Origin of the sequence: Sandaracinobacteroides sayramensis, from assembly GCF_022014495.1 — a bacterium.
GTDB lineage: Bacteria > Pseudomonadota > Alphaproteobacteria > Sphingomonadales > Sphingomonadaceae > Sandaracinobacteroides > Sandaracinobacteroides sayramense.
The window spans coordinates 71,979-85,985 of record NZ_JAKLSQ010000001.1 but is presented as its reverse complement, the minus strand read 5'-3'; the positions used below and the strand labels follow the sequence as shown (position 1 = coordinate 85,985).

Annotated in this window: 10 protein-coding genes, 1 tRNA gene and 1 pseudogene; 5 read left to right on the top strand and 7 right to left on the bottom strand. The window is 65.8% G+C overall.

Annotated elements, in window-relative coordinates; translation table 11 throughout:
* Positions 1-1,638 carry a type IV secretory system conjugative DNA transfer family protein gene (locus L6Q21_RS00320; protein WP_237828373.1) on the top strand — a complete coding sequence of 546 codons (1,638 nt, stop codon included), beginning with the start codon at positions 1-3 and terminating at the stop codon, positions 1,636-1,638.
* A 59-nt stretch (positions 1,639-1,697) separates the two neighbouring features.
* On the opposite strand, the gene L6Q21_RS00315 is transcribed toward L6Q21_RS00320, so the two are convergent.
* From L6Q21_RS00315 to L6Q21_RS00295, 5 genes are all read right to left on the bottom strand, one after another.
* Positions 1,698-2,057: a DUF488 domain-containing protein gene (locus tag L6Q21_RS00315; protein ID WP_237828371.1), complete on the bottom strand. Its 360-nt coding sequence runs from the start codon at positions 2,055-2,057 to the stop codon at positions 1,698-1,700.
* A complete protein-coding gene (locus tag L6Q21_RS00310; RefSeq protein WP_237828370.1) occupies positions 2,054-2,437 on the bottom strand; it encodes a DUF779 domain-containing protein in 384 nt (127 codons plus the stop codon). The genes L6Q21_RS00315 and L6Q21_RS00310 overlap by 4 nt, the downstream gene beginning before the upstream one ends.
* 9 nt (positions 2,438-2,446) lie before the next feature.
* Complete coding sequence (adhP, locus tag L6Q21_RS00305) at positions 2,447-3,478, bottom strand: alcohol dehydrogenase AdhP (RefSeq protein WP_237828368.1); 1,032 nt, start codon at positions 3,476-3,478, stop codon at positions 2,447-2,449.
* A gap of 70 nt (positions 3,479-3,548) precedes the next feature.
* Positions 3,549-5,075 (bottom strand): aldehyde dehydrogenase, encoded by a 1,527-nt coding sequence (gene adh / locus L6Q21_RS00300; RefSeq protein WP_237828365.1) that lies wholly within the window; start codon positions 5,073-5,075, stop codon positions 3,549-3,551.
* 145 nt (positions 5,076-5,220) lie between these two features.
* Positions 5,221-6,177: a GAF domain-containing protein gene (locus tag L6Q21_RS00295; protein ID WP_237828364.1), complete on the bottom strand. Its 957-nt coding sequence runs from the start codon at positions 6,175-6,177 to the stop codon at positions 5,221-5,223.
* A 200-nt stretch (positions 6,178-6,377) separates the two neighbouring features.
* On the opposite strand from L6Q21_RS00295, the gene L6Q21_RS00290 reads away from it, so the two are divergent.
* The 3 genes and pseudogenes from L6Q21_RS00290 (at position 6,378) to L6Q21_RS00280 (ending at position 11,574) form a co-directional block, all read left to right on the top strand.
* Positions 6,378-7,895 carry an acetyl-CoA hydrolase/transferase family protein gene (locus L6Q21_RS00290; RefSeq protein WP_237828362.1) on the top strand — a complete coding sequence of 506 codons (1,518 nt, stop codon included), beginning with the start codon at positions 6,378-6,380 and terminating at the stop codon, positions 7,893-7,895.
* Between the two features lie 2,527 nt (positions 7,896-10,422).
* Positions 10,423-10,524: pseudogene (locus tag L6Q21_RS18195) on the top strand (PEPxxWA-CTERM sorting domain-containing protein); the annotation flags it as partial.
* A 645-nt stretch (positions 10,525-11,169) separates the two neighbouring features.
* A complete protein-coding gene (locus L6Q21_RS00280; protein WP_237828359.1) occupies positions 11,170-11,574 on the top strand; it encodes a hypothetical protein in 405 nt (134 codons plus the stop codon).
* Between the two features lie 271 nt (positions 11,575-11,845).
* Here the strand turns inward: L6Q21_RS00280 and L6Q21_RS00275 are convergent.
* A tRNA-Arg gene (locus L6Q21_RS00275) sits at positions 11,846-11,922 on the bottom strand.
* Between the two features lie 185 nt (positions 11,923-12,107).
* Between L6Q21_RS00275 and L6Q21_RS00270 the strand changes: the two genes are divergently transcribed.
* The gene (locus L6Q21_RS00270) at positions 12,108-12,512 is read left to right on the top strand and encodes a hypothetical protein (protein ID WP_237828358.1); all 405 of its coding nucleotides are present in this window, start codon (positions 12,108-12,110) and stop codon (positions 12,510-12,512) included.
* Positions 12,513-12,537: 25 nt separating this feature from the next.
* Here L6Q21_RS00270 and L6Q21_RS00265 read toward each other — a convergent pair whose 3' ends face one another.
* Positions 12,538-13,995, bottom strand: coding sequence for a serine hydrolase domain-containing protein (locus L6Q21_RS00265; RefSeq protein ID WP_237828356.1), 1,458 nt, complete (start codon positions 13,993-13,995; stop codon positions 12,538-12,540).
* Positions 13,996-14,007 lie beyond the last annotated feature (12 nt).

The following is a 14,007-nucleotide window of genomic DNA, read 5'->3' as shown; positions in this document are numbered from 1 at the left end:
ATGGCCGGAAGCCGGGACTTCAACGAAAAGCAGACACGCTCGCTGCGGCTGCCGGAACGGATCGAAGGCCCCGGCCTTCTGGTCGGCTGGTCTCTGGCGGTGGAGGCGGCCCGCCCGCCGTTGGGCTTCAGCTTCGGCTCGCCGGAATTGTCGCCTTCCAATGGCTTCCTGGATCCGATCCTGCTTTCAGGCGAGGGGCATCTCATCACCATCGCGCCGACGGGGCAGGGCAAGGGGCGATGCTGCATCATCCCCGCTTTGCTGCGCCACGACGGGCCGGTGATCGTGATCGACCCGAAGGGCGAGAATTTCGCGGTGACCGCCCGGCGCCGCCGCGAAATGGGGCAGAAGGTGGTGCTGCTGGATCCGTTCGGAATCACCGGCCACCCCTCCGACGCTTTCAACCCGCTGGACGTGATCGACGCCGCCAGTGTGGAATCGGTCGATCTCGCCACCCGCTTCGCGACGAGCCTTGCCGATTACAGCCAGTCCAACCCGCAGAACAGCTATTGGTATCAGCGCGCCACCTTCCTGTTGACGAGCCTCATGCTGCATGTGTGCGCCAATTCCGATCCGGCGCGGCGCACCTTCGATTCCATCCGCGCCACCCTCACGCAATTGGCTGGCGCCGCCCGCGAAGGCGATCCCAGCCCGGAAGCAGCGCGGCAGATCGCCGAGATCGGCCTTTCGCCCCACCCCGTGGCGCGGGAGGCGATGTCTCTGCTGCAAAGCGGCGCGCGCGAGGGGCTTGGATCGATCCTGTCGATGACGGAAAACGGCGTCGGCTTCCTGCGCGGCCCGCAGGTGGCGGCGGCCGTCGGCCGGACGAGCTTCGACCTCTCCGCGATCACGCGCGGCGACCCGCTTTCCCTCTATCTGGTGGTGCCGCCGCACCATCTGGAAAGCCATGGGCGCTTACTGCGCCTTTGGGTGACGTCGCTGGTGTTCCTCCTCACCCGCCGCCGGGGGCGCCCGAAGAAGTCGACGCTGTTCCTGCTGGACGAGGCGGCGCAACTCGGGCCGCTGGCGGAGTTGCGCCAGGCGGTCACCTTGCTGCGCGGCTACGGCGTGCAGACCTGGAGCTTCTGGCAGGACGCCAGCCAGTTGAAGCGCCTCTACCCGGACGACTGGCCGACCATCGTCAACAATTGCGCCGTGCTGCAATGCTTCGGCGCGCAGAACCGGCTGGCGGCCGATGGCATGGCGGAGCTGGTGGCGATCGACCCGCACGCGCATCTGCCCTCGCACGAACGGGGGGCGTTCGAAAGCTTCGTGCGCACCAGCGCCGACCGGATACTGGCGCTGAACCCCTATGAGATGGCGCTGCAGATCGGCGGCCGCCCGCCCGTCATCGCCCGCAAGCCGGACTATCTGTCGGACCCGTCTTTTGCTGCGCAGCATGACTCCAATCCGTTCCACGATCCCGACCGGGATATCATGCCGCCGCCCGCGCCGCGGATGAAGCTGCACGACGGCCTGGATATCGAGCAGCCGCCCCCGCCCGAGCCGCTGCGCTATGCGGCACGCACCAACCAGCCGCCAATCGCCAGCGGTAGCGAAAGCGAGGCTCCCGAACGCCGCAAGCTGGACCGCGAGCTTCTGGAAAGGCTGCTCGGCCTGTGGACAGCGGAAAGCTGATCGGGAATTGAGGACACGGCGCATGTTGCGCCTGCAAGCGTGCGGCGGCGAAGAAGCCGTTACGATGTTTCCCGCATATAGGCTTGCAGCACCAGCGCGTGGTTGCATTGGGGATCGCGCGCCGCATAGAGCAGGGTGACCGGCCCACGGTCGATCAAGGCGCGCAGCCTGGCAACGGCTTCAGGGTTGGCGGCCAGTTCCGCACGATAGTCCGCGCTGAAGGCCGCGAAGCGGTCGGGCTGATGCTCGAACCATTTGCGCAGGTCCGGGGAAGGGGCGATTTCCTTCAGCCACAGCGTCAGTTCGGCTTTCGCCTTGCTGACGCCGCGCGGCCAGAGGCGGTCCACCAGAACGCGCTGGCCATCTTCGGCGCCGGGGCTAGCGTAAATCCGCTTGATGCGCAGATCCGCCGGTTTCAAGGCTGGGGTCCGAGCGCGGCCAGCTCGCTTTCGCTGAACACCCGCCCGCGCGTCAGGAATCGCTTCTCCCGCCCATTGTCCAGGCTGAACATGCCGCCGCGCCCGGGCACCACGTCCAGGATCAGCTGGGTGTGCGCCCAGGCTTCGCCCTGCGCCTTGCCGATATAGACCGGAACGCCGTCCACCTCGCCCAGCAGGATGTCGCTCTCGCCGATCCGGAATTCGCCGGCCGGGTAGCACATGGGCGAGGAGCCGTCGCAGCACCCACCCGACTGGTGGAACATCACCGGCCCATGGTCGGCGCGGATTTCCGCAAGCAATTGCAAGGCGGCCGGGGTGGCGACAACGCGCGGCACGCCCGTCTCCTCCCCGGCCGTCATGCCCTTGCCTCAGTTCGCCAGGTCGAGGACGATCCGGCCCTCGATCTGACCCTTTTTCATCCGCGCGAGGACGTCGTTGATGTCCTCCAGCTTCGCGCTGGAGACGGTCGCCTTCACCTTGCCGTCGGCGGCGAAGTCCAGCGATTCCTGCAGGTCGAGGCGGGTGCCGACGATGGAGCCGCGCACGGTGATGCCGTTCAGCACCAGACCGAAGATGTTCAGCGGGAAATCGCCGGGCGGCAGGCCGTTCAGCGCCACCGTGCCGCCGCGCGCCGTCACGCCGATCGCCTGCTCGAACGCCTTTTCGCTGACGGCGGTCACCAGCACACCGTTCACGCCGCCGCCAGTCTCGCGCTTGATGACGGTCGCCGGGTCCTCGTTGCGGGCGTTGACGGTGACGGTGGCGCCCAGCCGGCGGGCGAGGTCCAGCTTGGCGTCGTCCACGTCGATGGCGGCGACGTTCAGGCCCATCGCCTTCGCATATTGCACGGCCATATGGCCAAGGCCGCCGATGCCGCTGATCGCCACGAAATCGCCGGGCTTGGTGTCGGTCATCTTCAGGCCTTTATAGACCGTGACCCCGGCGCACAGCACGGGCGCGATTTCCGTGAAGCTGATATTGTCGGGCAGATGGCCGACGAAATTCGGATCCGCCACCACATAATCGGCGAAGCCGCCGTTGATCGAATAGCCGGTGTTCAACTGCTCCTCGCAGAGCGTTTCCCAGCCGCCGAGGCAATGCACGCAATGGCCGCAGGCGGTGTAGAGCCACGGCACGCCGACGCGGTCGCCTTCCTTCACATGCTTCACGCCCGCGCCCACCTGGCTCACGAAACCGACGCCCTCATGCCCAGGGATGAAGGGCGGGTTCGGCTTCACCGGCCAGTCGCCATCGGCGGCGTGAAGGTCGGTGTGGCAGACGCCGGAGGCGTGGACCCGCACCTGAATCTGTCCCGGGCCGGCTTGCGGCACCGGCACTTCGTCGATCGTCAGCGGCTTGCCGAATTCGCGGACTACGGCGGCTTTCATCGTCTTGGCCATGCGGCTTCTCCAGTCTTCGAAAGGGTCGCGTCCCGCCGGAGAACCGGCGGGACGCCGGGGAGGAGAGGGTTCAGAAGAAGCCGAGCTTCTTCGGGCTGTAGCTGACCAGCATGTTCTTGGTCTGCTGATAATGGTCGAGCATCATCCGGTGGTTTTCCCGGCCGATGCCCGATTGCTTGTAGCCGCCGAACGCCGCGTGGGCGGGATAGGCGTGGTAGCAGTTGGTCCACACCCGGCCCGCCTGGATGGCGCGGCCGAAGCGGTAGCAGATGTTCGCCTCGCGGCTCCAGACGCCGGCGCCGAGGCCGTAGAGCGTGTCGTTGGCGATCTCCAGCGCCTGCGCCTCGTCCTTGAAGGTGGTGACGGAAACGACCGGGCCGAAGATCTCCTCCTGGAAGATCCGCATCTTGTTATGGCCCTTGAACACCGTCGGCTGCACATAATAGCCGCCGGCCAGTTCGCCGCCCAGTTCGGCCGCCTTGCCGCCGATCAGCACTTCCGCGCCTTCCTGCCGGCCGATGTCGAAGTAGGAGAGGATCTTCTCCCGTTGCTCCGACGAGGCCTGCGCGCCGATCATCGTCTTCGGGTCCAGCGGGCTGCCTTGCACGATGGCCGCCACGCGCTTCAGCGCCTTTTCCATGAAGCGGTCGTAGATCTTCTCGTGGATCAGCGCCCGGCTGGGACAGGTGCAGACTTCGCCCTGGTTCAGAGCGAACATCGCGAAGCCCTCGATCGCCTTGTCGAGATAATCATCGTCCTCGCGCGCCACATCCTCGAAGAAGATGTTCGGGCTCTTGCCGCCCAGTTCCAGCGTCACCGGGATCAAATTCTGGCTGGCATATTGCATGATGAGGCGGCCGGTCGTCGTCTCGCCGGTGAAGGCGATCTTGGCGATGCGCGGGTTCGAAGCCAGCGGCTTGCCGGCCTCCAGCCCGAAGCCGTTGACGATGTTGAGCACGCCCGGCGGCAGCAGGTCGCCCACAAGCTCGATCCACACCATGATGGAGGCGGGCGTCTGCTCGGCCGGCTTCAGCACGATGCAGTTGCCGGCCGCCAGCGCCGGCGCCAGCTTCCACACCGCCATCAGCAGCGGGAAATTCCAGGGGATGATCTGCCCCACCACGCCCAGCGGCTCGTGGAAATGGTAGGCGACGGTGTCATGGTCGATCTCGCTGATCCCGCCTTCCTGCGCGCGGATGGCGCCGGCGAAATAGCGGAAATGGTCGATGGCGAGCGGCAGGTCGGCGGCCATCGTCTCGCGGATCGGCTTGCCATTGTCCCATGTCTCGGCGGTGGCGAGCTTTTCGAGATTGGCTTCCATCCGGTCGGCGATTCGGTTCAGGATCAGAGCCCGCTCCGCGACCGATGTGCGGCCCCAGGCCTCCTTCGCCTTGTGCGCAGCATCGAGCGCGGCTTCCACATCGTCCGCGTCGGAGCGGGCGATCTCGCCCACCACCTGGCCGGTCACCGGGGAGGTGTTTTCGAAATAGCGGCCCGCCTTTGGCGGCACCCACTGGCCGCCGATGAAATTGTCGTAGCGGGGGGCGAACGGAGCCTTCAGCGCGGCACCGGGGCGCTCTTGCGCGAGCGTGGTCATATTTTCCTCCTCCTGGTCTTGCGAACGCCGTCGCATGCGGCGCCTTGATTCGAGATTAGGTGCGCGGATCGCCCTCACGGAAGGCGGCTGGAAATTCCACGCGCGGCTTCTGTCTCAAAGCCGAGACAGTTCCGCGGCCGCCGATTCAGCCCTTCACGCCGGCGCGGGAAAGCCGCCGGTAAAGTGTCGCGCGGCCGATCCCCAGCAGGCGCGCGGCTTCGCTGGCGTTGCCGCCGGTGCGCGCCAGCGCCTGCCGCAGCACGGCGCGTTCGCCGTCCTCGAACGAGGGCGCGGTGTCGCCGCCCAGAAGCTGGTCCAGCGGGCGCGGCTCCCAGACGGCGGCCGGGTCGAACCCCAGCCTCAGCAGGGCGGCGCGGCTGGCGCCCACCACCAGCCCGTCGCGATCGACCGCCAGCAAGGCGGTGCCGGTAGTCGCGTCGTCGGCCAGGAAGTGGATCCGGTGACCTTCATAGTGGCGGCAAAAATAGTCCCGCTCGATCCGCCGCGCCGCGTCGCGCACCAGGGCGCCGATCATTTCCGCCATGGCCGGCCCATGGTCGTCGCGGCAACTGGAGACGTCGAGCGCCGCCACCAGCCGCCCGCGCGGGTCGTGCACGGGCGCGTCCATGCAGCTTATCCCTATGTTCCGGCTGGCAAAATGCTGATCGCGGTAGATGACCATGGGGCGGCCTTCCACCAGGCAGGTGCCGATGCCGTTGGTGCCTTCCTCGGCCTCGCCCCAGCGCCCGCCTTCCACCAGCCCCACTTCGGTGAACTGCAAGGCGTCCGCGTCGCCCACCCTGCGTTCGAGCACGATTCCATGCGCATCGCTCAGGATCACGCCACAGCCGGAACGCCCGACCGACCGGAACATCTGGTCCAGCACCGGCCCGGCGACGGCCAGCAGCGCCGCGTGCCGCTCCTGCCGGTCGGCAAGGTCCGACGCCTCCACCCGCTGGCGGCGTGCGGCCCCCTCCGGGTCCAGGCCATGGCGCAGGGCGGAGCGGCACCAGGAAGCGGCAACGGAGGAAACCGCGGCCTCGCTGGGCGAGCGGACCACGCCAAGCACCAGATCGGCATGATGGGGATCGGTTCGACTCATCCTTGCCCTCGCTAGCGGTGCAGAATTGGCCGGGCGGCCCCCGGAGTCAAATGGCAGCTGTCCCGCGGGGGTATGAACTGCCCGGAACAAGCGGCAGTCCCCCTTGCCCTTCGGGCGCTCCAGTCTCTAAACGCCCCGCGTTATGCGGATTCGGCAGCCGATTTCCGCAACCCAGTGTAGCAGTGAGGGGCTTTTTCATCGTGACCACCAGCCGAATTGCCATGCCCGCCTTGAAATCGCGGGTGATGGGCGCCGAGGACGCCGCCGCCCTCATCCAGGACGGAACGACCGTGGGGATGAGCGGCTTCACCGGATCCGGCTATCCCAAGGCCGTTCCCCTCGCCCTTGCTGCACATATTGTTGCGCAGCATGAAGCCGGCAATCCGTTCCGGGTCAGCGTCTGGACCGGCGCCTCCACCGGCCCCGAACTGGACGGCGCGCTGGCGAAGGCCAACGGCATCGAGTTCCGCCTGCCCTACAACAGCGACCCCATCGCCCGGGAAAAGATCAACCGCGGCGAGATGAACTATTTCGACATGCACCTGAGCCAGGTCGCGCCGATGGCCTGGCAGGGCTTCCTGGGCCCGCTCGACACTGCCGTCGTTGAGGTGACGGGTATCACCGCCGACGGTGGCCTGATCCCTTCCTCCTCGGTCGGCAACAACAAGACCTGGCTGGATCGAGCGAAGCAGATCATCCTGGAAGTGAACAGCTGGCAGAACCCCGCGCTGGAGGGGATGCACGACATCTATTACGGCACCCAGCTTCCGCCGAACCGCGTGCCGATCCCCCTCGTCCGCCCCGACGACCGCATCGGCGAGCCGCTGTTCCGCTGCGATCTCGACAAGATCGTGGCCATCGTCGAGACCGACCGGCCGGACCGCAACCTGCCCTTCGCGCCGCCCGACGAAGTGGCCTTCGCCATCGCCGGCCATCTGATGGACTTCTTCGCGCACGAAGTGCGGGTGGGGCGGATGCCAGCCAACCTGCTGCCGCTCCAGTCGGGCGTCGGCAATGTGGCGAATGCGGTGCTGACCGGACTGGTGGGCAGCCAGTTCGAGAATCTGACCGCCTACACCGAAGTGCTGCAGGACGGGATGCTGGACCTGATCGATTCCGGCAAGCTGCGCATGGCGTCGGCGACGGCCTTCTCGCTGTCGCCCGAGGCGTCGGAGCGGATCAACGCCGACATGGCGCGCTACCGCGACCGGATGGTGCTGCGCCCGCAGGAGATCAGCAACCACCCCGAGCTGATCCGCCGGCTGGGCTGCATCGCCATGAACGGCCTGATCGAGGCGGACATCTATGGGAACGTCAATTCCACCCATGTCATGGGCTCGCGGATCCAGAACGGTATCGGCGGTTCCGGCGATTTCGCCCGCAACGCCTATGTCTCGATCTTCATGACCCCCTCGACCGCCAAGGGCGGCGCCATTTCCGCCATCGTGCCGCAGGTGAGCCATGTAGACCATATCACCCAGGACGTGCAGGTGCTGGTGACCGAGCAGGGCCTCGCCGACCTGCGCGGCCTCGCCCCGAAGCAGCGCGCGGCGCTGATCATCGGGAAATGCGCGCACCCTGACTACCGGCCGATGCTGGAGGATTATTACGCCCGCGCCAGCCTTTCCTCCTATGGCCGGCACGCGCCTTCGCTGCTGTCGGAAGCGCTGTCCTGGCACCAGCGGTTCATCGAGACCGGATCGATGCGCCTCGCTTGACACGGGGCTGGCGCCGCCGGAAAAAAATGCGCGCCCCGAAAATAATGCTGAGCCGATCTGGCCCATCCTCTCGCTGTAGCTGGTGAACAGGGCTGCCCGTCGGCCGCCTGGCTCAACATGGGGGTATTGGAACATGCGCACACGGATTCTGGCGGCCGCGGGGGCGAGCCTTCTTGCGATTTCAACTCAGGCGGAAGCGGCGACGTTCGTTTTCAACAGTGGGAACTATGCGCCGGGCGTCACCGCGCCCGAGCCGCTCGGACTGGGCGACGTGCTGGAACTCAACACCTCGAGCAACAAGCTCTGGATGGGTGTCGAGATGACCAACGAATCCGGCACGGTGAACTGGAACGGCGGTCACCTCTATCTGGGCAACGGCGCCCAAATCCGCAACCAGGGCCTTTGGAACGCGCTTTCGGACAATGGCATCTACAATAACGGCGGTGCCCTCTCGACCTTCAACAACAGCGGAATCTTCCGCAAGAGTGGCGGCATCGGCACCACCACGATCAACCCGGCCGCCTTCGTCAACAGCGGCTCGATCGAAGCGCTGTCCGGCACCATCGCCTTTACCGGCGGCAACAACAGCTTCAATGCCGGCTCGTCCTTTTCGGGTGCAGGCGCCGTCCACATCGCGAGCAATTCCGCGTTCAATGGCGGTTTCTCCTCCTCCAACCTTGTTTTCACCAGTGGCGCCTTCACCGGCGACAACGCTGTTCTGAACGGCTCCGCCGAATTCCGCGCCGGCACCTTCGCCGGCACCTGGCAGATCGCTTCCGGCTCCACGCTTGCTGCGCGGACCAGCACCAACAAGCTGCTGATGGGCGCGAATTTCACCAACAACGGCAATTTCGACTGGGAAGGTGGCCACATCTACCTCGGCAACGGCACGGAATTCGTCAACAACGGCACGGTCCGGGCGTCCAGCAGTGCCGGGATCTACAACAATGGCGGGGCCGCCTCCACCTTCACCAACGGTGCGGCCGGCAAGGTTCGCGTCGAGGCCGGCGCCAATGTCGCCGTCGGCAACCGTTTCGTGAACAACGGCGGCACGCTGGATGTGGACGGCACGCTGGGCTTCAATGGCGGCAATGCCGTGTTCAACGACGGCACCGCCTTCACGGGCACCGGGGTCACCAACATTGCCAGCAGCGCCGCGTTCAACGGCGGTTTCTCCTCCAGCAACCTGCGTTTCACCAGCGGCACCTTCACCGGCGCCGACGCGGTTCTGAATGGCGATGCCCAGTTCCATGCCGGCACTTTCGCCGGCGGCTGGGAAATCGCGGCCCCCTCGAAGCTGACGGCTGTTTCCAGCACCAACAAGCTGCTGATGGGCGCGAACTTCACCAACAACGGCAGCTTCGACTGGCAGGGCGGCCATATCTATCTGGGCAATGGCACGCAGTTCGTGAACAACGGAGTCTTCGCGGCGTCGACCTCCAACGGGCTTTACAACAACGGCGGTGCCGCCTCCGTCTTCACGAACAACGGGCAATTCAACGTCAACAGCGGCGCCAGCGTCACGGTCACCAACGCCTTCGTGAACCAGGGCGGGGCGATCAACGCTGAGGGCAACCTCATCTTCGCCGGCGGCAATGCCGTGTTCAACGGCGGCTCGCTGCTGGGGGCGGGCGAAATCAACATCGCCAGCAACGCGGCCTTTAACGGCGCCTTCCAGTCGAGCAACGTCAACTTCACCAGCGGCACCTTCACCGGGTCCGACGCGGTGCTGAACGGCGCGGCCGAATTCCGCGCCGGCACTTTCACCGGAAGCTGGGAAGTGTCCGAAGTCTCGACGCTGCGCGCGCTCGGCAGCACCAACAAGCTGCTGATGGGCGCGAACTTCACCAACAACGGCAGCTTCGACTGGCAGGGCGGCCATATCTATCTGGGCAATGGCACCCAGTTCGTGAACAACGGCCGCATCGCCGTCACCACCGACTCGTCGGCGCTGAACAATGGCGGCGCGGCTTCCAGCTTCGTCAACAAAGGGCTGATCGAGAAGACGGGCGGCGCCGGCACCACGACCTTCGCCAGCAACATCGGCTTCGCCAACGAGGGCGTGATCAACGTGCTGAGCGGCACCATCGCCCTGCCGACGAACTTCACCAACGGCGGCACGCTGGCCGGCACCGGCACCTTCTCGGTGTCGGGAACGCTGACGAACAACGGCACGGTGAACCCCGGCGACCTGGGCGCCACGGGCACGCTCGGCCTGACGGGCAATTATGTGCAGACGGACAGCGGCGTGTTCGCGGCGCAGCTCGCCTCCAGCACGGCGGCGGACCTGCTCAACATCACCGGCAGCGCGACGCTCGGCGGCATTCTCGACATCAGCTGCATTCTCAGCTGCGCCATCAGCAGCGGGGACAGCTTCGTCCTCCTGGATTCCGTCGGCCAGTTGAGCGGCGTGTTCGCCAGCGTCAACACCAGCGGCTTCCTGAACGGTTTCCTCTACGACATCGTTTATGACTATGGCGCCAACCGCGTGCTGCTGCAGGTGGTGGACGCCGGCAGCAAGCTTCCGGGCGGCGTGCCGGAACCGGCCACCTGGGCCATGCTGATCGCCGGCTTCGGAATGGTGGGCGCCGCCGTGCGCCGCCGGAACGCCGCCAGCACCCGGGTCTGAGTTCGCCCACCAAGCGCGGAGGCGCCGTCGTCCATTGCGGACGGCGGCGCCTTTGGCTTTTCATCCGAAGACAGGCTGCCCGCCGTCCACGCGGATGACCGTCCCGGTCAGCTATCAGGTTGAGGACTCCTATTCCCCTTCGTCACCCGGTTCCTCTTCGTCATCCCGGGCTTGATCCGGGATCCCGCTTCTTGTCCACGCCGGCCAGAAAGCTGGATCCCGGATCAAGCCCGGGATGACGGAAAATATCCATTACTTCTATGGGTTCTCAACCTAGGCGGCAGGGCTGGCGGGGAAGGTGATGAAGTCGCGCCGTTCGCGTTCGCGGACGGCCTGCCGCCCTTGGGTGATCGGATCGTCGGGGTGCTTTCGGCCCGGCATTCGGCCGCCATGCGTCTGTCCTGCCCAAGGCGAAGCCGCACGGCCCGATCCGGTTCGGAGTATTTTTGATCTATCGCAATAATTAAGCCCTCAAGTTTGTATATAAATTGCGCATAAATTTGTATCCGGATTCGCTCAGGATATGGAAAGCCTGTGCGAAATGTTTGGAACGGCGCGGATGGCAGGTGGGCAGGCCATCGATCGCGGTCGGTGCATGGTCAGGGTCCGAACTCCGGTAAACGGCTTATCTGAAAGGTTTGAGGCATGACCAATCCCTTCGAGCAATTTGCGGCTCTGGCGACCGCCAATCAGAGCCTTTTCCTGAAGTTCGCGGAAATCTCCCAGGCGGCGATGCAGCGTCAGGCGGAGATCGCGGCCCGGGGCCTTTCTTCGCAGCCGGAGCAGGGCGTGGAGCAGAAACCGACGGCCTTTTCCAACTTCGCCGGTTTCTCGACCCTTTTCCAGGACGTAGAGCAGAACCGCCAAGCATCGCTTGCCGCCACGCGAGAGGCGGTCCAGGAATGGCAGTCCCAGGTCGGACAGCTTTTCCCGGCGGCTGACGCGCAAAAGCAGTTTGCCGATGTATTCCAGGCCTGGTCCAAGCCGCTGGTTACGGCGGCGGCCAATGAAACGGAGCCGAAGGCGCCTGCCGCAAAAGCCCACAACTGAACTCTAGACACCAAAGGCCCTACATGGTTTGTTCCAGTGCCGGCTGAAGCAACCTGATCTTACCTATAGATAGGCTCAGCTTCTTGCCCGCTCAGGGGCTTCGATTTTTGAGCCTCCTCTATTCACCTCCGCGCAGGGCAAACATGAGCGCTGCCTGCGGGCCAATGCTGGCTGAAGATGGATAGCTCCAAAGTCCAGAATTGGCTTATTGCGCAGCGCGAAAGCCGAACGGCATTCCTTGCTGTTTAATTTGTTGCCCATTTAGGGAGAATGGCGCGCCCGGAACGATTCGAACGTCCGACCCCCAGATTCGTAGTCTGGTGCTCTATCCAGCTGAGCTACGGGCGCTTGGGAAGGCGGCGACTAGAGCAATGATCGGCACATTGCAAGCACCCATTGCCCGGCGCTAGGGAGTTTTCATGAATCGCCCCGTTCCGACGCTGCTCCTGATATTGTCCACCCTGGCGCTCGTCGCTTGCGGCCCGCGGGGCAGTTTCCCTTCTTTACAGCCGCGCCCTGGTGAAATTCCGCGGGTGATCGAGGAACCGGGCGCCGGCACGGACATGCGGCTGCCGCCCGAACAGCAGCAGAGCCTGAAGGCCGATCTCGCGCGGGAAGGGAAAGCGCTCGCCGATGCGCAGGCCGAGGTCGCCCGCAACAAGGCAGCGCTCGACAAGGCGTTGGCGAACGCCAAAGGTAAGCCACGCGGCAGCGAGCCCTGGAGCGATGCGCAGATGGCGCTTTCGCGCTTCGATCTGGCGCGGGCGCCCTTCGGCGAGATCGAGGCGCGGATGACCCCCCTGCTGCGCATGGTCGACAGTCTGGACTCGGAAGACCCTGATCGTCAGACGGTGGAAAACCTCGCTACAGCCGCGACCCGCGCGTCGGCGGATGCGGAGCGGCGCGTGCAGACGGCCGGGGCGGCGCTGGCGCTTTAACGGGCCCTCACCTTGCTTCGCGCGCTTATCGGCCCGCCTGCGACAGCCTGAGCGCCTGAATCTGCACGCTACCCGTGGGCGCCAGCAGGAGCTGGCCGTTCATCCGGCCGCTTTCGCAGCGCCACTGGAAACGGCCGGAAAGCGCGTTGCTGGCGGCGATCGGCGCCGATGTGTCGCATTTGCCGGTTTCGCCCTTCAGCCGTTTGAACTCCGCCGCCCAATTCTCCGCCGAACTGTCCAGCAGCATGTTCATGGCGAGATACTCGGGCTGCACGTCGATACGGCCGGCCTCCCACGCCTTTTTCGCGGCCGCATAGCCAGCTTCCAGCGCCGGGCTGACGGGCACCGGCCTTGCCGTCAGCAGGCCGGCGCGCTGCAGGGCGCCGGCCGCATCCCACACGGGCGGCAAAGGCGCGGCATAGGTGCGGTTGGAAAAAGCAAAGATTCCCACCCCTGCGTCCGGGAACAGCAGCATGTGGCTGCCATAGCCGGGGTAGCCGCCGGAGTGGAACATCACCCCGCCCAGAAGGCAGTCCTGCCCGGCCACCAGACCGCCCGCGTAGATCATCTGCAAGCGGCAGTCGGCGGCATCCTTGCCGGGGCGTTGGCGGGAATGGGTGAAGCCGCCGCCCATGCGCATGGCCCTCAGCACTTCGCCATCGGCGCCGGCCTTGGCTGGAACGGGCCAGCCGGACAGCAGATGCGCCACCCACTTCGCATAATCGCCGGCGGTGGTGACGACACCGCCCATGGCGCCGAAGGCTCCGTCCCGCATCATGGGCTCGGGCGTCCAGCGGCCGTTCTCGAAGCGATAGCCCACCGCCAGCCGTTCGCGCGGCACGCGGAACACGTCGTAGCTGGTGGCGCCCATCCCCAGCGGCGTGAAGACGGTTTCGCCGATCCGCTGCTGATAGGATTTGCCCGAGACATTGCCGATGATCCGCCCCAGCGCCGCATAGCCGAAGTTCGAATATTCATAGGCCGTGCCGGGCGCGGTGCTGAACGGCACGCCGGCCTTCAGCTTCGCGGTGAATTCGGCTTCGGTCAGCACCTGCTGCCTATCCCCCCAGGGGTCGTCGGTCACGAAGCCGGCGGTGTGGTGCAGCAGGTCGCCGACCGTGATGCCGCTCGCCCAGCCGGCCATTTCCGGCACATGTTTTGCCGCCGGATCATCCAGCCGCAACTTGCCCTCGGCCGCCAGCGAAAGAATGCCATAGGCGGTGAAGGCCTTGGACATGGAGGCGATGCGGAAAGCACTGTCGGCGGTGACGGGTCGCCGCGTCTCCAGATCCTGCACGCCGATCCCCTCGACATGCAGCAGCTTTCCGTCCTTCACGATGCCGAAGGCGAGGCCGGGAACGCGGTTGTCCAGCATCCAGTCCTGAAAGCCCTTGCGGATTTCCGGCAGCGCCGCCTCGAGCGGCGCCTGGGCGAGAACAGGGGCGGAAAGCGAAAGGGCGAGGGCCAGGAAAAGCGTGCGCATGCGCGGAACAGT